Source organism: Micrococcales bacterium (genome assembly GCA_016703125.1).
GTDB lineage: Bacteria > Actinomycetota > Actinomycetes > S36-B12 > UBA10799 > JADKAV01.
The window spans coordinates 17,428-34,772 of the sequence record JADJCR010000003.1 but is presented as its reverse complement, the minus strand read 5'-3'; the positions used below and the strand labels follow the sequence as shown (position 1 = coordinate 34,772).

The following is a 17,345-nucleotide window of genomic DNA, read 5'->3' as shown; positions in this document are numbered from 1 at the left end:
TCGATACGGCGCAGGAGGATGTGGACAGTGTCGTGCCGGTTAGCGCCCCTCGTCCTGCCCACCCGCGGCGTAGCGGTCGAGGTCCGGCTCGAGGTAGATGTACCGGGCGCTGGGCACGGCTTCACGCACGCACGCCTCGGCTCCGTCGATGCCGCGCGCGATGGTGGCCGCGTCATCCTGCCCGCGGATGGCGATCTTGGCCGCCACCAGGATGTCGTCGGGCCCCACGTGCAGGGTCTTCAGGTGGATGACGCGGTCGATGCCCGGCGCCCCCGCCAGCGCGGCACGGATGGCTTCCTCCTGCTCGGGCAGCGCGGATTCGCCCACCAGCATGCTGGACATCTCGAAAGCCAGGAAAACCGCGATGACAACCAGAAGGGTGCCCACCGCCATGGCGCCCATGCCGTCCCAGCGCGCGTCGCCGGTGATCGTGGCCATGCCGACCCCGACGAGCGCGAACACCAGGCCGACCAGTGCGCCGGAGTCCTCGAGCAGCACTACCGGCAGTTCCGGCTGCCGGGCGTCATGGACGTAACGCAGGAGGCCGCGCCCTGCGCGGGACCGGTTGGCCTCGCGCAAGGCGGTCCGGAAGGAGAACGCTTCCAGCGCGATGGCGATCAGCAGGACGGCGATGGCGATACCGACGTCGCGCAGTTCCTCCGGGTGGGTGAACTTGTGGAATCCCTCATAGAGGCTGAAGATGCCGCCGACCAGGAACAACACGATCGAGACCACGAAGGCGTAGACGTAACGCACGCGGGCGTAACCGAACTGGTGGGTCCGGTCGGCCACGCGCCGCGCGCGCTTGCCACCCACCAGCAGCAGCACCTGATTGGCGCTGTCTGCCAGGGAGTGAATCGCCTCCGACAGCATGGATGACGAACCGGTCAGCACGAAGGCCACGAACTTGGAGATCGCAATCCCGACGTTGGCACCCAGCGCCGCGATCACGGCCTTGGTGCCACCCTCGGTGCTCACCTGGCCATCCTGCCGCACCGCACCGGCCGGATGTCAGGCCACGTCGCTCGCGAGTACCGCGCGGCCGTCCGCCTTCACCTCGGCGTCGGGATCGTCGGGACCGAGCAGAAGGGCCTCACCTGCCGCGAGCGACAGTCCGGCCACCGTCACCGTCCCGTCCAGGCACAGCAGCGTGCGACCCGCGCCGGTCGCGGCCACCGCCCGCGTGCCGGTGAGCACCTTCACGATGAACGGAGCACCCTGCGGGGCGTAGGTGTCCACTCCCTGGACGGACTGCCTGGCGACCAGGTGAGGGCGGGCCGCCACGGACATCGCCGCCAGTGCGGCATCGACCGCGACGGTCTTCGTCGTCAGGCCGAGGCGCAACACGTTGTCGCTGTTGGTCATCACCTCGATGCCGGTGCCGCGCACGTAGGCGTGGGCCGTGCCGGGTGTGACATACACGGCCTCCCCTGCAGCCAGGGTGCGAGCGGACAGAAGTGCCGCCACGAACACACCCGGATCCCCGGGGAAACACCGGACCACCTCGTCGATCACTGCCGCATCGTGGGCGGACAATCCGGCCGTCAGGAACGCCTCCGGCAGTCGCGCCGCGTTGACGAAGACGTCGTCGATGCCCAACGTCAGCAAGGTCCGCACACACTGCTTGATGTCGCCGGAGGTGGCCGCCGCCGCGGCCCGGCCCAGGCCGGGACCCAGGGCGCTGAGAACGGCTGCGCTCTGGCGCGCATCCCGGAATCCGCCGAGGATCTCGAAGGGCTCCAGCGCGATGAGGATCTCGGCCTTCGCATAAGGATCCGACAACAGCCGCGGTGCGCCGGGATCGGCCTGCTGGACGTCGTACTGCGCTTCGGCCATCGCCGCCGGGGGATGGATCTGGATCGACAGCGGGCGCGCCGCGGACAGCAACTTCGTCAGCAGGGGCATCGGCGCCGATGCCGCACCCGGCGCATCCCGCAGCGGGGACGGCCCGTTCGGGTGGCTGCCGAACCAGAGTTCGGCCTGCGGCCGTCCCGTCGGTGCCGTCCAAGCCGACAGCCCGTCCGTGCCACCCCAGTCGTAGGACTGCAGATGCCCCCGCACGATCTCCATCCCCGTCACCCTCCCCCGGTCGGCCGGGTCCGCCCGAACCGCGGGTCGATGTCCTCGGCGCTGGACGACGGATCGCGGCGCTGCATCAGGGCCGCGTAGATGCTCGCGAAATCCATCACGGCGATCAGGTCGGCCAACTGCTCGATGGGGTGACCGGCCACTGCCGACACGACCTGGTAGGACACCCCGAGCCGTTCGCAAGTCTGCACGACGGCCTCGGCCATGGCCGCGGTGTCGGGATGTTCCATGGCGTCGCGGACCAATACCGCCCGCATGCGCGGCTGGAGCTGATCGTCGAGAGTCCGGTCGCGGAAGATGTCAACCTCGTCCGCCTGGCCCGCCCACGGCCCGGCCAGCAGCCCCGCGTGCGTGCGGGCAGCCTCCGGTAAGGCCCCCACCACACTGGGCCAGTCGGCGTTCTCCGCGAGTTGCCGCCCGAGCCGGCGCGCAGCCACCGCACCGACATCCCCACTGCCCCACACCAGCGGCAGTCCGGCGGTCAGGTGCAGGGTCAGCGACTTGGCGGGGTTGTCCGAGGTAGCGACCCCCACCCCGCATTCGATCGCGCGGGAGTCCAGGCGCTGGGCTGCGGCAGCCAGGCCCTCCCGGGCACCGGCCACCAGACCCAGATCGCCGGCGAGCAGCAAGAGCGGCGCCGACAGCGCCCACAGCAGGGAGCGCGCCTTCTGCTCGTCATGCATCGGGCTGCGCCGCGACACCGGCCAGAAGGACACTCCGCGGGCATCGGTGCACACCTCCTGCAACGGTGAATCGGCCGCGCCGATCCCCAGCACGGCACTGCCACGGCGTTGCGCCTCGCCGATGAACGACAGGATCTCCGGGGTCCGCCCGGAGGCCGACACAGCCACGACCAGGTCCATCGGTCCCACCCACCCCGGCAGCGTGGGACCCCCGAAGGCGAAGACCGGCACCGGCGAACCGCGACCTGCGACGGCGGCCAGCACCTCTCCCGGTGCGCTGGACCCACCGGCACCCACGACGCACAGACTGCGAGGCCGCCCTTGGGCTGTCAACGGACCCAGGGCGTGGTCACCGTCGACTGCGAGCGCGACGCGGATGGCCGCACCGGCAGCAGCGGTGCTCGCCAGCATCCGCTGGGGGTCGATGGCAACCAGTTCCTCAGGGTCGTCGAGGAGGGTGTCGTCGAGGCTCACGTTGGATCCGCGACGCCCACGACTCCCGACGGGCCGGGCCTGGCTTCATCCAGCAACATCACCGGGATACCGTCGCGCACCTCGAAGACGGCCTCGCAGACGGTGCAGCGCAGGCCATCGGAGACCTCTTGCACCGGCGCATGCGCGGGGCAGGGGCAGGCCAGGACTTCCAGCAGGGTGGGATCCAGGTTCACAGCACCCACCCTATTGCCCGCCCGCGTGGTCACCGTCGCGGTAGACGGCGAGCACCTCATCGCGCAACTGCTCCATCTGTGCCGAGTCCGGGGCCTCCACGTTGAGCCGCAGCAAGGGCTCGGTGTTCGACGGCCGCACGTTGACCCACCACGTGCCACCGTCGACGGACAGCCCGTCGAGATCGGAGAAGGTGACGTCCCGACCGGCGAAGTGGTCACGCACCGCGGCCATCGCGCCGGCCTGATCGGCCACCTCGGTGTTGATCTCCCCGGACAGCACGTACCGGCTGTACGGCTCGAGCACCTGCGACAGCGTCGTGCCCACCGGCGTGGCCGCCAGGCTGGACAGCACGTGCAGCGCCGCCAGCATCCCGCTGTCGGCGCGCCAGAAGTCCCGGAAGTAGAAGTGCCCGGAGTGCTCCCCGCCGAACACCGCCCCGGTCTGGGCCATGGTGGCCTTGATGAACGAGTGCCCGACCCTGGTCACCACGGGAACTCCGCCGTTCTCGGCGATGATCTCCGGCACGGCCCGGCTGGTGATGAGGTTGTGGATCACCGGCGCGCCGGGCACGCGGGCGAGTTCCTGGGTGGCGATCAGCGCCGTCAGCGTCGACGGGTTGACCAGTTCTCCGCGCTCATCGACGAGGAAGCAGCGGTCGGCGTCACCGTCAAAGGCCAGGCCGAGGTCGGCACCTGAGTTCCGCACCGCACGCTGCAGGTCCACAAGATTGGCCGGATCGATGGGGTTCGCCTCGTGGTTCGGGAAGGATCCGTCGAGGTCGAAGTACAACGGCTCGACGGCCACCGGAAGCCTGCCCAGCACCACCGGTGCGGTCAGCCCGGCCATCCCGTTGCCGGCATCGACGGCGATCCGCAGCGGCCGTTGCAGCGCGGGCACCAGTCCCACCAGGTAGTCGGCGTACTCATCCAGCATCTCGCGTTCGCCGATGCGGCCCACCGGACCGTCGTACTCGGGGATGCCGCTGATGAGCAGGTCAGCGATGTCGGAGAGCCCGCTGTCCTGACCGACCGGGGCCGCGCCGGCCAGGCACAGCTTGATCCCGTTGTAGGCCGCCGGGTTGTGGCTGGCGGTGAACATGGCCCCGGGCAGGTCGAGGCGCCCGGAGGCGAAGTACAGCCCGTCCGTGGAGCACAGGCCGATGAGGGTGACGTCCACCCCGTGGGAGGTGACCCCTTCGGCGAATGCCCGCGCGAAGCCCGGGGAGGAGTCCCGCATGTCATGGCCGACGACCACCGCGCCACTGTCGCGCAGGCCCAGTGCCTCGACGAACGCCCGGCCCACGGCCGTCACGAACGCGGGTGTGAGCTGTTCATCGACGAGCCCTCTGACGTCGTAGGCCTTGATGACCGCGGACACGAGTTCGGCCGGGTAACCGGCTGTTGACTGGCTCATGGCCGTCAGGTTATTCGATGGGGCGCAGCACCCGCAGGTGGCCTTTCCCGCCGACGGTGACCTGTCCGGGTTCCGGGTCGGCCGGGGCCTGCGGGGTCGGCTGCGCCGCTGAGCGCACCGCGTCGGCGAGCGCCTGCAGCGCGTCCTGGGACGGCTCCAGGGCCGAAGGGTCCGGCTCCAGGCGCACCACGTCCCACCCCCGCGGGGCGGTGAGGCGCACGGAGTGCTCCTCACACAAGTCGTAGGAGTGGGGTTCGGCGAACGTGGCCAACGGGCCGAGCACCGCAGTGGAGTCCGCGTAGACGTACGTGAGCGTGGACACGGCCGGTCGCCGGCACGAGGGCCGCGAGCAACTGCGGGTGTTCACCGCCCCACGGTACCCCTGAGCGGGGTTCACACCCCGCCCGGGCTCAGACACGCGGGTATCCGGAGTCGAGGGCCTGCGGCGACACGGCGAGGAACGCCGCCGCCTCCTCGGCCAAGACGTCGCAGATCAGCCCCTGGAGGGCCGCCGGGGTCCCGGCGCGCAGTTCCAGCGCCCAACGGTAGACGGTGATGCGGGCCGAGTACCCCGCGTCCGCGGGATCGAACACGGCCAGCGCGGGGTGGTCGGGCTCCGGCACGTCGCTGACTGCGATCTCGATGAACTGCAGTTCGGGGTTGCCGCCGACCAGTCGGTCCCAGGCCAGCAGGACCTGCTCGTCGAAGCGTTGCGCCCGACTGCGGGCGACGGGCACCGCCCGCGGCGCCAGTGGCCCGCGGATGCCACGGTTGCGACGGTCCCTGCGGCGCAGGCGCTTGCGGGCTGCCGGCTCGGAAGACCAACTGACGCTGACGCGGACGTCCGCACCGTCGCCGTGGGCGGGTGCGTGCTCGGATCGGTGACCGACGCGCATCAACATATGGCCGACTGTAGCCGCGGGTATGACAAAGGGTGGCTCACCACGCTGGTGGGCCACCCTTTGTCGATCAATCGAAACTGCTTGCCAGTTCTCGGGGAAGAAGTGGGGAAGATGAAGCTGCTTGGGGTCAGACCGCGGCGCGCTTCAGACGGCGGCGCTCACGCTCGGACAACCCGCCCCAGATGCCGAAGCGCTCATCGTTCTCCAGTGCGTACTCCAGGCATTCCCGGCGGACCTCGCACGAGGAGCAGACGCGCTTGGCCTCCCGGGTGGAACCACCCTTCTCCGGGAAGAACGATTCTGGGTCGGTCTCGGCGCACAGCGCACGTTCCTGCCAGCTGAGTTCTTCCACTTCGGCCAACGGCAACCTGACGATCGACTCTTGCATTGCTCTCTCCACTCCCGCGCCCCGATGCGCGATCTTGCTGATGGTGTCGACTGACGACACCGTTGAAATTACATGGTCGTAAGTCTGCCTCTCAACCCGATCGCCCAGAATGGTCCGTTCAGGTGACCTGATCTGTGGATAACTCGCGATGAAGTGCAAGCCGACACGCCGCAAATGGCCAGAAATCGCCTCTGGGCCTCAACTGACGCGGTCGACCGCCGCGTACGTCGTGGTGCGCTGGCGGGCCGGCCGGCCCGCACGGTCGGCCATGTCACGCAGTTGCTCCACACTGACCGCCGATCCGTGCGCCGACCCGGCCATCCGGCTGATCGTCTCCTCCATGAGGGTGCCGCCGAGGTCGTTGGCCCCCGCGCGCAGCAGGTCGGCGGCACCGGCGGGTCCGAGCTTGACCCACGACACCTGGATGTTGACGATGGCGCCGTCCAGCAACAGCCGGGCCAGGGCGGTCACGAGGAGGTCCTCGCGGGCCGTGGAGCCCGGGCGCGCCTTGCCCGCGAGGTACAGCGGGGCGTTCTGATGCACGAACGGCAGGCCCACGAATTCGGTGAACCCGCCGGTGCGCTCCTGCACCTCCCGCAGGGTGCGCAGGTGCCGCACCCAGTGCACGGGGGTGTCGACATGGCCGTACATCATCGTCGAACTCGACCGCAGGCCCACCTCGTGCGCGGTGCTGATGACATCGATCCAGGTGGCCGTGGGCAACTTGCCCTTCGTGAGCACCCAGCGCACGTCGTCGTCGAGGATCTCCGCGGCGGTGCCCGGGATCGAATCGACGCCGCAGTCGCGCAACTCCTGCAGGAAGTCCCGCACGCTCAGGTCGCAGCGGGTGGCGCCGTTGACGATCTCCATCGGGCTGAAGGCGTGCAGATGGATCCCCGGTGCGGCCTGCTTGACGGTGCGGGCGAGATCGAAGTAGGCGGTGCCGGGCAGCCGCGGATGGATCCCGCCCTGCATGCAGATCTCCGTGGCCCCGGCGTCCCAGGCCTCGCGCACCCGTCGCGCGATCTCGTCGGGGGCGAGGGTGAAGGCGTCGGCGTCGGACTCCCGCTGTGCGAAGGCGCAGAACCGGCAGCCGGTGTAACAGACGTTGGTGAAGTTCAGGTTGCGGTTCACCACGTACGTGACGTCGTCGCCCACCCGCCGCCGCCGCAGTTCGTCGGCCACCTGCGCCACCTGCGCCACCTGCTCGCCGGTGGCCGCGAGAAGTGCCAGTGCCAGCGGCTCGTTGGCCGGGTCGGCCAGGGCGCCCGGATCCTCACCGGCCAGCGCCAGCGCATCGGCGAAATCCCCGGTCCCGACCTGCCCGGACGGAGTCACCGACAGGGCATCCCAAGAGCCGAAAGCGGTGTCGAAGTCACTGCGCCGGTCGGTGTCCCGGCCCCGGATGTCGATGGTGAGCGCCAGATCGGTGCGGCCCGCCCCGCCAGCGGCGAAACTGCCGTAGTCGGACTCCTGCTGCCAAGTCCGGCCGCGCGGCCGGGCACCGTCGGCCAGCAGCCCGCGGTCGTCGGCCAGTGCGGACACGAACGGGTGCAGCCGGGGGTCCAGCCAGGCGTCACCGCGGGCCAGGAACTCCGGGTGGACCGTCAGTCGCGCCGCGAGGTGCAGACCCGCCTCCTGCGTGACCCGGCGCAGCACCTCGATGCTCGGCCAGGGACGCTCGGGGTTGACGTGGTCCACCGTCACCGGGCTCACCCCGCCCCAGTCGTCGATGCCGGCGGCCAGCAGCTGGTGCAGCTCCTCGGCGTCGGTGAGGTTCGGGGGTGCCTGCACGTGCACCGCTGACCCCAGCACCACCCGGGCCGTGGCCACGGCGGCCAGGTATTCCTCCGGGCCGCAGTCGGCGACCCCCGCCATCGCGGTGCCGGGCTTGGCGCGGAAGTTCTGGATGATCACCTCCTGCACCCCGTGGAACTGCCGCTGCACGCTGCGCAGGGCCAGCAGCGATTCCGCGCGTTCGGCGAGCGTCTCCCCGATCCCGATCAGCAGCCCGGTGGTGAAGGGCACGGCGAGCCGGCCGGCGTCCTGGAGCACCCGCAGTCGCACCTGCGGGTCTTTGTCCGGGGACCCGAAGTGAACCGCCCCCGGCGTGGTGTGCAGCCGCTGGCTGGTGGTCTCCAGCATCATGCCCATACTGGGGGCCACCGGGCGCAGTCGCGCCATCTGCTCCCAGGTCATGACGCCGGGGTTGGCGTGCGGTAGGAGGCCGGTCTGCTCGAGCACCGCGATCGCCACGGCCCGGACGTAGTCCAGAGTGCTGTCGTAGCCGCGCTCGTCGAGCCAGGCACGGGCCACCGGCCAGCGGTCCTCGGGACGGTCGCCGAGTGTGAGCAACGCCTCGGCGCAACCGGCCCGGGCACCCTCAGCGGCGATGGCCACGGCCTGTTCGATCTCCAGGTAGGGCCCATGCCCCTCGCGCCGCAGCGAGGCCGGATCGGTCGCGAACGTGCAGTAGTGGCAACGATCGCGGCACAGTCGGGTGACGGGGATGAAGACCTTCGGCGAGTAGGTGACAGTGTCCCTGGCCCGGTCACGCATGCCGGCGGCGACCGTGCAGAGCGTTTCGAGGTCGGCACCGGTCGCCGAGAGCAACTGCGCCACCTCCCCCACATCGAGCGAGGCGGCCCGTTCTGCGCGCGCGAGGGCCCGACGTAGAGTCACGAGCAAAGCGTACGCGCGCCCATCGGGCGGGGTCTTCGAAAGGTTGGTCGCATGCGGATCACGGTGCTGGCCGGAGGGGTCGGGGCAGCCCGTTTCCTGCAGGGTCTGCGGGCCGCCCATCCGCAGGATGAGATCACCGTCATCGGCAACACCGCCGACGACATCTGGCTGCACGGGCTGAAGGTCTGCCCCGACCTCGACACGGTGATGTACACACTCGGCGGGGGCATCGACGCAGACCGTGGCTGGGGCCGCTCACACGAGACGTACAGCGTCCTGACCGAACTCGACGCGTACGACTTCCCACCGCTGTGGTTCACCCTCGGCGACCGCGACATCGCCACCCACGTGGTCCGGACCCAACTGCTCAGCGCCGGTTACGGCCTCGACCAGGTCACCGCCGCGCTGTGCCGGCGGTGGCAGCCGGGCGTGCAGTTACTGCCGATGACCAACGACCGCGTGGAGACTCACGTCGTCGTCGACACCGCCGACGGCCGCACAGCCATCCACTTCCAGCAGTGGTGGGTGCAACACCGCGCCGCCCTGCCCGCGCACGCGTTCCGCCTCATCGGCATCGACGACGCCCAGCCCGCACCTGGCGTGCTCGACGCGATCCGGCGCGCCGACGTGATCGTGCTGCCCCCGTCGAACCCGGTCGTGAGCATCGGGCCGATCCTCGCCGTGCCCGGCATCCGGGAGGCCGTTGCCACCGGGCCGGCCCCGGTGGTCGGTGTCTCCGGGATCGTCGGCGGGCGCCCGGTCAAGGGCATGGCCGACACCTGCCTGGCCGTCATCGGGGTGTCCGCCGATGCGGCGTCCGTCGCGGCCCATTACGGCGCCCGCGAGGGCGGTGGGATCCTCGACGGCTGGGTGTACGAGACCGGCGACCCGGAACCCTCCGGGATCCGCGGCGCGCTGGCCACCTCCACCCTCATGACCGACATCGATGCCGCTGCCGGACTCGCGCGGAGCGCCGTGGGGCTGGTCACGTGATGCAGGTCGTGGCGGTTGCCGGCCTGCCCGAGTACGACGAGGGCGTCGACCTGGCCGGTTCGCTGGCCGCAGCGCTGCCGGGCATCACCTGGCCCGACGGGTCCACTGGTCTGCGCGACGGCGACATCGTGGTGCTCAGTTCCAAGATCCTGAGCAAGGCCGAGGGGCAATGGGTCGCCGACCGGGACGCGGCGATCGCCGACGACACCGTCCGCACGGTGGCCGTGCGCGACGACCTGCGGATCGTCGAGAACCACCTGGGGGTGGTGATGGCCTCGGCCGGCGTGGACCGCTCCAACACCCCCCGGCCGCTGCGCCTGCCACGCGACCCCGACGCCAGTGCGGCGAACCTGCGGATGGCACTGCAGGAACGCCTCGGGGCCGATGTCGGAGTGGTTGTCACGGACACCGCCGGGCGGCCGTGGCGGGTCGGTGTGACCGACTTCGCGCTGGGCGTGGCGGGCGTGACCGCCGTGCGTGACCTGCGGGGAACCGCCGATACGAACGGCCAGACCCTCGAGATGACCCAAGTGGCCGTGGCCGATGAGATCGCCGCGGCGGCGGATCTGGTCAAGGGCAAGACCGGCGGCACCCCGGTGGCCGTGGTGCGCGGCATCGACGCCGCCGGGCAGTCCAGCGCCCGCGACCTCATCCGGCCCAGCGAGGAGGACATGTTCTCCGAGGGCACGTCGCTGGCCCGGCAGTCCGCGGTCACCGCGCGGCGCACAGTGCGGTCCTTCGCCGACCGGCCGGTTCCGCTGGACCTGATCGAGCAGGCCGTGCGGGCCGCGTGCACCGCACCGAGTCCGCACCACACCCGGCCGTGGCGCTTCGTCCTCCTGCGCCAGCAGCGCGAGCAGGTGCTCACGGCGATGCGCGAGCAGTGGGCCGCGGACCTGCGCGGTGACGGGTTCTCCGAGGAATCGGTCGCCAAGCGCTTGCGCCGCGGCGACGTGCTGTGGCAGGCCCCGGAGGTGGTGCTGGCATTCAGCGAACTGGCGGGCGCCGCTCACCCCTACCCGGATGCCCGCCGCGGCGGTTTCGAGCGCGACCTTTTCCTGGTGGCTGGGGGTGCCGCAGTGGAGAACCTGCTCGTCAGTCTGGCCGCTTTCGGACTGGGGTCGGCCTGGATCTCCAGCACCGTGTTCTGCCCACCGGTCGTACAGCGGGAGTTGGGCGTGCCCGCTTCCTGGCAACCCCTGGGAGCGGTGGCCGTCGGGTGGCCGGTGGCCGCGGCCGCGCAGCGCCCACCCGCGGATCACACGCAGCACTGGCTGGTGCGGTGAACTCGCGGTAGGCACCCCGCGCCCTACTCCAGCCAGCCCTCGGCCAGGGCCGCATCGGCCGCGGCCATGCCCACCTCGATCTGGGCCCGGAAGTAGTCCCGGTCGAAGAACAGGTAACTGAACAACTCCATGTGCCCGGGGCTGTTGCCCAAGGCCCGCAGCGAACGGCTCAGGGCGAACGGCACCGAGTTGAGCACTTTGCGCACCGGGTCCGCGGTCTTGGCGGTCACCACCTCCTCGGCCAGGGCGCGCAACTGCCCTGGTTCCGGGCTCACCACCAGATACGGCGTGACCCCCATCAGCGTGCCGTCCGAATGACGCACTTCGGCGTTCGCGGCGATGGCCTGGGCCAGCATGAGGTTGCGGGTGCGCAGCAGGCGGATGTCCTCGGCCACCTCGTTGCCGATCGTGGCGTCCAACAACATCGCTGCGATGTCCGACAGCGGCGGCATGGGCTCACCGTCGGGCGAGGGCGGTAGCGGGTTGCCGGGGTCGTTCGGCATCGCGTCGATCACCACGAGGCGTTGGGCGCCCAGCGCGATCGCTGGGCGCAACGGGGCGTTGAGCCGCACTCCCCCGTCCACGTACCACCCTGCCATCTCCTGCGGGGTGTCGATTCTCACCGGGGGAACCCCAGCGGGATCGCAGCGGAGGCCAGCACGTGCTGCGACGTCAGCGGTCCCGGCGCCAGGTCCACCGCCCTGGCCGGATCGGCCACCTTGTGCAGGGGCAGGGAAGGGCCGTGCATGAACAGGACAGTGCGCGGGCGGTCCCGGCCGCCCAGACCGCCGTCGGCGCGCGGCATGCGCGTGGCAGTGACCCCGATCCCGTCGAGACGACCGTCCTCGACGTTTTTCGCCAGTTGGTCCATGTCGACCAGATGGGTCGAACGGGTGGCAAGCGGAGTGGTGTCCAGCAGTGCCGAGGCACCGTTGCCGATGCCCATCATGGCCAGCAGCAGCCGGGGACCGTCCCCGGTCAGCAGCGTGCGCGCTGGATGCCGGTGGATCCCCTTGCTGTCCATGTCCCGCCAGATGCCCAACATCTGTTCGCTGGCCTGGTCGGTCGGCAAGTGGCTCAGGGCACCCCACATCGCCGCGTTGATCGCGCCCACGCTGGTGCCCAGAAACAGGCTCGGCCGGTGCCCGGCTGCCAGCAGCGCCGGAATCACCCTGGACAGCGCACCGGCCTGGAACGCACCCCGCGCGGCCGCCCCGGACATGATGATCGCGACGTTGTCACCCACATCTTCGGTGTAGCAAACCCGGCCCGGTCATGGCCGTGCGTGCGTCACTGATCGGAGGAGAACCGCACGGCGCAGTCACCGAGCGCAACCCCCGGCCACACGCGCACCCCGGCGAGCAGTTCGTTGCCGGCGCCGATCCGGGCGCCGTCCCCGACGACCACCGAGTGCAGCACGCTGCCGTCGCCGATGACGGCACCCGCACCGATGATGCTGTCCTCCACGACACACCCCTGCCCGACCTCGGCGCCATCGAAGAGCACCGACCCGGTGACGTGGCTGCCGGTCCCCACCCGCGCGCCGCGACCGACGGCGGTACCACCGTCGCAGACCCCCTCGACCACCGCGCTCTCGCCCACGAGCGCCTCCCCGGGCACGCCGGGCAGGGCCGGCGAGGCCACCTTCCCGAGGACGATGTCGGCACTGCCCCGGGCGAACGCCAGCGGCGTCCCGAGGTCCAGCCAGTATCCAGGATCGACGTGGCCGACGACCGTGCGTCCCTGTGCGAGCAGGTCCGGGAATGTCTCCCGCTCCACGCTGACCGGCCGGCCGGCCGGGATCTCGTCGATGACCCGCCGCCGGAACACGTAGCAGCCGGCGTTGATCTGATCGGTGACGATCTCCTCAGGTGTCTGCGGTTTCTCCAAGAACGCCGTCACCCGCTCCCCCTCAGTGGGGACCAGGCCGAACGCGCGGGGGTCCTCGACCCTGGTCAGGTATATCGCCACATCGGCATCGGCACGTCGCCACGAGTCCACCAGGGCCCGGATGTCCAGGCCGGTGAGGATGTCGCCGTTGAAGACGATCACCGGATCATCCGGGCCGCAGGTGAGCGCGTCGGCAGCGTTGCGGATGGCACCGCCGGTACCGAGGGGTTCGTCCTCCACCCGGTAGTCCAGAGCCACCCCGAACTGCGAACCGTCCCCGAAGTAGTCGCTGAACACCTCCGCCCGGTAGGAGGTCCCCAGAGCGACACGGGTCACGCCCGCCGCCCGGGCCAGCGCGATCTGGTGCTCGGTGAACGGCACGCCGGCCACGGGCAGCATCGGCTTCGGGTGGTTGATGGTCAGTGGCCGCAGCCGGGTCCCCTTGCCCCCGACCAGCAGAATCGACTCCAGCATCACGTCAGTCTGCCACCCGGGCTGCGTAGGATGCGCCCGTGTCCACCGTCGTCGAAGCCCGCGCCGCGGCATTGCGCGCCCATCCGTCAGTTCCGTTGATCACCGACTGCACGCAGGGCCGGGTCGAACTGTCGCACATCACGTTCGACAACTGGGTGACCAAGACCGTGAACCACCTGCAGATGGAATGCGATATCGGCGAGGGGGCCCGGGTGGCCATCACGCTCCCCCTGCATTGGATGACGGCGGTGTGGCTGGTGTCGGTGTGGGAATCCGGTGCGGAGGTGGTCCTGTCGGGACCGGCCGATCTGAGGGTCGGGAGTGCTGCCGGCGCGGACGTGGTGGTCGTGGCCGACCCGCTGGGCATGGCCCCGGCTCCCGCCGGTGTGAGCGCCGACTGGTTCTTCCCGGCAGATGTGCGCGGCATGCCGGATCAATCCGTGCTCCCCCGGCCCGCGCGGCCCGGCGGACTGGCCGGGATCGACGCGCAGGCCCTCATGGGTCTGGCCGGTGAGTACGCGGCCCGGGTGGGCCTGGCCGGCGGCGGGCGCCTGGCCACGGACCTGGATCCGGTCAGCACCGTCGGGGTGCTGGCCGCGATCGCAGCCCCGCTGGCGGTGGGGGCGTCGGTGGTCTACGGAGACGCCGCGCAGGAGTCCTGCACTGCTATCGCTGTGCCGTAGCCCCGCCCCGGGACGGGTCAGGCCCTGCGCGCAGCGGTCAGCACCGCCGGGTCCGCCCCCACGCTGCGCAGGGTCGCGATCGCGGGACTGCCCTGCAGGAATCGCAGGGCCTTGCTGTTGCCGGCCTTGCCCGTGACGAACAGGACCGCCCGGTGGGATGCCGCCGCCGTGGCCGCGGCCATCACTCGGGTGACGTCGACCAGGATGGCCTCGCCATGGCGTGACCCCAGGGCGGCGATCCTCGCCGAGCGCACCACGGCGTCCTTGGCACCCAGGCGCACGGGTTTGCGCAACTGCCCGGCAACGGCATCTGGGATCTCCTTCTTGGGTGCCACCACGATGCTGCGGGTGGCATGGGCGGCCACCCACTTGCGCGCCGGGGTGGACGGCGGGCCGGTGAGCGTTAGCAGGTAACCCCGGGCGCGGGCAGCACCCATCGCGGCACTGGCCATGGCGGCGGGGTTCGCAGCGGGCGCGACGAAGACCGCCCGCCGGTCCTTGCGCTGCTCCAGGCGCGCCAGTCGCAGCGACAGCGCCGCCGGCCCGGACGCCGTCACCCTGCGGACCGAGGCCAATCGGGACAACTTCTTGACCGCCGTGCCGCTGAACGCACCCACGGCGGTGAGGGACTTGGCCGGGCGGATGGCCGCGCCGGCCGCCTTGCCCGGACCGCTGCCCGGGACCACGAACAGGGGACGCCCGGTCGCGCCGGCGAACGCAGCGGCCAGGGCCACCACGGTGGGGTCGCTGGCCTGCACGACCACCGGGGGGCCACCGCGGCGGCCCGCCAGGGATGTGGACAGTGCGGTCGCCGTGACCGGTGCCTGCGTGGCGCTGCGAGCGATGTAGGCCGAGGGCAGTTCCAGACCTGTGCGCAACTGTTCACCGGTGATGGAAACCTTCTGCCCCGACGAACTTGTCGCAGTGGCGGTCGCCACCGCACCCCCGGTCAAGCGGGTGCGCAGGTCGAGCAGGACGACATCGGACAACCCGAACAGTTGGGCCACCGCGGCCTGCGGGCGCGTCTGCAGGTTCCAGGTGTAGTACGTCGTGTTCTTCTTCTTCAGGCTCCACGGGTCCGAGGCGCTGCGCAGCCACGCCACGTCTTTGCCCCAGACGTCGGCGGCGTTGAGCGTGGCCCCACCTGTGGAGTCGATCACCGGTACGTCAACCGGCGCCCCGTCGTACTGCACCGTCAAGCCGGCTGTTGCGGAGGTGCTCGTGCTGGCCACCGCCTTGCGCCAGGTGGCGTAGCCCTTGGCCGATGTCGCCGACTGACCGGCGAAACCGGCGTCACTGACATGGCATCCGCAATCCGGGTTCCAGACCGCGGTGAGGGCCTTGGTCCGGGCCACGACCGCCATGGCCCGCTGGGCCTGGACCGGCCAGCCCCGCGAAACCGTGTCGAGGTATGGCAGATACTCGTCATGCACCCGCAGATTGCCGATGACCCGCAGCCGCCCGGCGTCGTTCGTGACTGTCACGGTCCCCTTGCGCAACACGTCGGAGCCCACCCGCACCGACGTCGGCGCCTGACCCATCTTGCCGGCAGCGCGGGTCCCGGCCCACCTCACCGTCACCTTGGGCACCGTGCCGGCGCTGCGCCACTTCTTGCCGGCTTTGCGCTGGATGAGCACCGCGTCGCCGGAGGCGACGAGCCGGACGTCTGTGCGGCTGTTGCCGATCACCGCGGTCTTGCCCTTGGCCACCCGGAACGTCCCGCCGCCCTTGCCGAGCGACTGGCTGGACACCAGTAGCCGTTTGGCCCTGGCCAGACCCACGCGCAGAACCCGCTGATCGTCGGCACTGGTGACGGCGACGCCCGCGAGGTAGTGCTTGAGGATGCCCGCCGCTTTCTTGCCGTCGCGCGCCTGACCCAGGACACCGGCCTTCGGCAGACCGACCCCGTCGCCATACCCGGCGCCCCGGAAGTTGAACTCGTCGGTCACCGGATCGGGCGTGATGAGGTCGGGAATCTCATCGCGGGGTGGTTCGGAGTCCGCGTTGCGGTAGATCTGCGCCGCACGGGCCCGGATGTCGGGGACCTGGGCGTACAAGTACTTGCCGGGGCATGCGGTGTTTCCTGCGTCGCGGTGGCCGGAGACCCGGTTGAGGGTGGCCACCTCGTCCTTCTCCCAGAAGCCGGAGTTCAGCGACCCGGTGCTGATCAGGGTGTCCTTGCCACCCGGGTCGCGCTTGCTCAGCCCGAGCTTCCACGCCAGGAGTTTGGCGATGGACTCCTTCATCACATCCATTTGCGCATCGGCCGGCTTGAACTCCTCGAAGTTGCCCATGGCGGACACCGCGAAGCTGTCGTTGTTCAGCCCGGCGGTGTGCCCGCCGACGACTGGTTTGTCCATCCCCCCGTAGCGACCCTCGTAGAGCCGGCCGAAGCGGTCGACGAGGAAGTTGTATGCCATGTCGGAGTACTTCAAGCCCTCGGTGTACCAGGCGTAGAGGTTGCGCACCTGCGCGGCGGCTTGCGCCTCGGTGTAGGTGCTGCTGGACACGGTGTGATGCACGAATCCGACCTTCACGACCTTGGAGTAGATCGGTCCGCGGTTGCGCTTGCTCTCGTCGGCGCCCCATTGGGCCCTGGTGATGATCGGGGGCATGCCGGGGGCGGCCGATGCCTGCGCCGGCGGCAGCGGCTGGACGTCGACGTTGTCCGTGTCCACCAGGTGCACCCGTGTGCCGCTGGGGGCCTGCCCGTCCGGCGTCTGGACCCAGACCTGGATCGCGTCGGACTCCCCGGTCAGCATCGGGTCGGTGCCGGCGAGCGCCTGCCCGGCCTCGTCACTGCCCTCATCCGGGCCGTGTTCGGCGTCGTACGGGATCGTCAGCCAGGAGGTCCAGCCCGACTGCTCGCGCACACGCACCTTGACCGTCGAACCGGCCGGGGGTGCGGTGTCCCAGGACAGGCCCACCAGGCCGAAGGGTTTGGTCTCCACCACGGCACTGCGGGAGGCCGTCGGCTGGTCCACACCGGACATGCCGTGACCACCGGCCACGGCGATCGAGTCGAGATCCAGGGTCTGCACACGGGTGGGCACCGGGTGCGGGCCCCAGACGTCCGCCATGGGCAGGAGGGTGAATCCCAGGACCAGCACGAGCAGGACGGGGAAGCGGGAACGCACGCGCAAATCACCACCTTTCCGAGGCAACAGTGGATCAGACCACACCACGGGAATCAC

Annotated in this window: 16 protein-coding genes; 3 read left to right on the top strand and 13 right to left on the bottom strand. The window is 70.6% G+C overall.

The window, feature by feature from the left end:
* Positions 1-39: 39 nt before the first annotated feature.
* The 9 genes from IPG68_04470 to IPG68_04430 form a co-directional block, all read right to left on the bottom strand.
* Positions 40-978 carry a cation diffusion facilitator family transporter gene (locus IPG68_04470; protein ID MBK6762563.1) on the bottom strand — a complete coding sequence of 313 codons (939 nt, stop codon included), beginning with the start codon at positions 976-978 and terminating at the stop codon, positions 40-42.
* 33 nt (positions 979-1,011) lie between these two features.
* Entirely contained in the window at positions 1,012-2,070 is a 1,059-nt protein-coding gene (manA, locus tag IPG68_04465; protein ID MBK6762562.1) for a mannose-6-phosphate isomerase, class I, read from the bottom strand.
* Positions 2,071-2,075: 5 nt separating this feature from the next.
* Entirely contained in the window at positions 2,076-3,245 is a 1,170-nt protein-coding gene (locus tag IPG68_04460; GenBank protein ID MBK6762561.1) for a mannose-6-phosphate isomerase, read from the bottom strand.
* Entirely contained in the window at positions 3,242-3,439 is a 198-nt protein-coding gene (locus IPG68_04455) for a hypothetical protein (GenBank protein ID MBK6762560.1), read from the bottom strand. Before IPG68_04455 ends, IPG68_04460 begins: the two co-directional genes overlap by 4 nt.
* Positions 3,440-3,449: 10 nt before the next feature.
* Positions 3,450-4,853, bottom strand: coding sequence for a phosphomannomutase/phosphoglucomutase (locus tag IPG68_04450; protein ID MBK6762559.1), 1,404 nt, complete (start codon positions 4,851-4,853; stop codon positions 3,450-3,452).
* A 10-nt stretch (positions 4,854-4,863) separates the two neighbouring features.
* Positions 4,864-5,220 carry a DUF3499 domain-containing protein gene (locus IPG68_04445; protein MBK6762558.1) on the bottom strand — a complete coding sequence of 119 codons (357 nt, stop codon included), beginning with the start codon at positions 5,218-5,220 and terminating at the stop codon, positions 4,864-4,866.
* A gap of 43 nt (positions 5,221-5,263) precedes the next feature.
* Entirely contained in the window at positions 5,264-5,755 is a 492-nt protein-coding gene (locus IPG68_04440) for a peptidase (GenBank protein ID MBK6762557.1), read from the bottom strand.
* A gap of 127 nt (positions 5,756-5,882) precedes the next feature.
* Positions 5,883-6,143, bottom strand: coding sequence for a WhiB family transcriptional regulator (locus tag IPG68_04435; protein MBK6762556.1), 261 nt, complete (start codon positions 6,141-6,143; stop codon positions 5,883-5,885).
* Positions 6,144-6,341: 198 nt separating this feature from the next.
* A complete protein-coding gene (locus IPG68_04430; GenBank protein MBK6762555.1) occupies positions 6,342-8,945 on the bottom strand; it encodes a bifunctional FO biosynthesis protein CofGH in 2,604 nt (867 codons plus the stop codon).
* Between IPG68_04430 and IPG68_04425 the strand changes: the two genes are divergently transcribed.
* Together IPG68_04425 and IPG68_04420 are read left to right on the top strand one after the other, a co-directional pair.
* A complete protein-coding gene (locus IPG68_04425) occupies positions 8,877-9,818 on the top strand; it encodes a 2-phospho-L-lactate transferase (protein MBK6762554.1) in 942 nt (313 codons plus the stop codon). The genes IPG68_04430 and IPG68_04425 overlap by 69 nt on opposite strands.
* Positions 9,818-11,104: a coenzyme F420-0:L-glutamate ligase gene (locus tag IPG68_04420; protein ID MBK6762553.1), complete on the top strand. Its 1,287-nt coding sequence runs from the start codon at positions 9,818-9,820 to the stop codon at positions 11,102-11,104. Before IPG68_04425 ends, IPG68_04420 begins: the two co-directional genes overlap by 1 nt.
* A 23-nt stretch (positions 11,105-11,127) precedes the next feature.
* Here the strand turns inward: IPG68_04420 and IPG68_04415 are convergent, their stop codons facing one another.
* From IPG68_04415 to IPG68_04405, 3 genes are read right to left on the bottom strand one after another with little or no spacing between them, the layout of a single operon-like run.
* Entirely contained in the window at positions 11,128-11,727 is a 600-nt protein-coding gene (locus IPG68_04415) for a hypothetical protein (GenBank protein ID MBK6762552.1), read from the bottom strand.
* A complete protein-coding gene (locus IPG68_04410) occupies positions 11,724-12,350 on the bottom strand; it encodes a patatin-like phospholipase family protein (protein MBK6762551.1) in 627 nt (208 codons plus the stop codon). The genes IPG68_04415 and IPG68_04410 overlap by 4 nt, the downstream gene beginning before the upstream one ends.
* Before the next feature lie 44 nt (positions 12,351-12,394).
* Complete coding sequence (locus IPG68_04405; GenBank protein MBK6762550.1) at positions 12,395-13,468, bottom strand: NDP-sugar synthase; 1,074 nt, start codon at positions 13,466-13,468, stop codon at positions 12,395-12,397.
* A 38-nt stretch (positions 13,469-13,506) separates the two neighbouring features.
* On the opposite strand from IPG68_04405, the gene IPG68_04400 reads away from it, so the two are divergent.
* Positions 13,507-14,151: a hypothetical protein gene (locus IPG68_04400; protein MBK6762549.1), complete on the top strand. Its 645-nt coding sequence runs from the start codon at positions 13,507-13,509 to the stop codon at positions 14,149-14,151.
* 17 nt (positions 14,152-14,168) lie between these two features.
* Here the strand turns inward: IPG68_04400 and IPG68_04395 are convergent, their stop codons facing one another.
* Positions 14,169-17,288 (bottom strand): N-acetylmuramoyl-L-alanine amidase, encoded by a 3,120-nt coding sequence (locus IPG68_04395; protein ID MBK6762548.1) that lies wholly within the window; start codon positions 17,286-17,288, stop codon positions 14,169-14,171.
* Positions 17,289-17,345: the final 57 nt, after the last annotated feature.

Excerpts from the sequence above, each read along its gene's own strand:
- IPG68_04405 (MBK6762550.1), bottom strand. The coding sequence starts at position 13,468 with ATGCTGGAGTCGATTCTGCTGGTCGGGGGCAAGGGGACCCGGCTGCGG.
- IPG68_04425 (MBK6762554.1), top strand. The coding sequence starts at position 8,877 with ATGCGGATCACGGTGCTGGCCGGAGGGGTCGGGGCAGCCCGTTTCCTG.
- IPG68_04440 (MBK6762557.1), bottom strand. The coding sequence starts at position 5,755 with ATGTTGATGCGCGTCGGTCACCGATCCGAGCACGCACCCGCCCACGGC.
- manA (MBK6762562.1), bottom strand. The coding sequence starts at position 2,070 with ATGGAGATCGTGCGGGGGCATCTGCAGTCCTACGACTGGGGTGGCACG.
- IPG68_04450 (MBK6762559.1), bottom strand. The coding sequence starts at position 4,853 with ATGAGCCAGTCAACAGCCGGTTACCCGGCCGAACTCGTGTCCGCGGTC.
- IPG68_04420 (MBK6762553.1), top strand. The coding sequence starts at position 9,818 with ATGCAGGTCGTGGCGGTTGCCGGCCTGCCCGAGTACGACGAGGGCGTC.
- IPG68_04430 (MBK6762555.1), bottom strand. The coding sequence starts at position 8,945 with ATGGGCGGCCCGCAGACCCTGCAGGAAACGGGCTGCCCCGACCCCTCC.
- IPG68_04435 (MBK6762556.1), bottom strand. The coding sequence starts at position 6,143 with ATGCAAGAGTCGATCGTCAGGTTGCCGTTGGCCGAAGTGGAAGAACTC.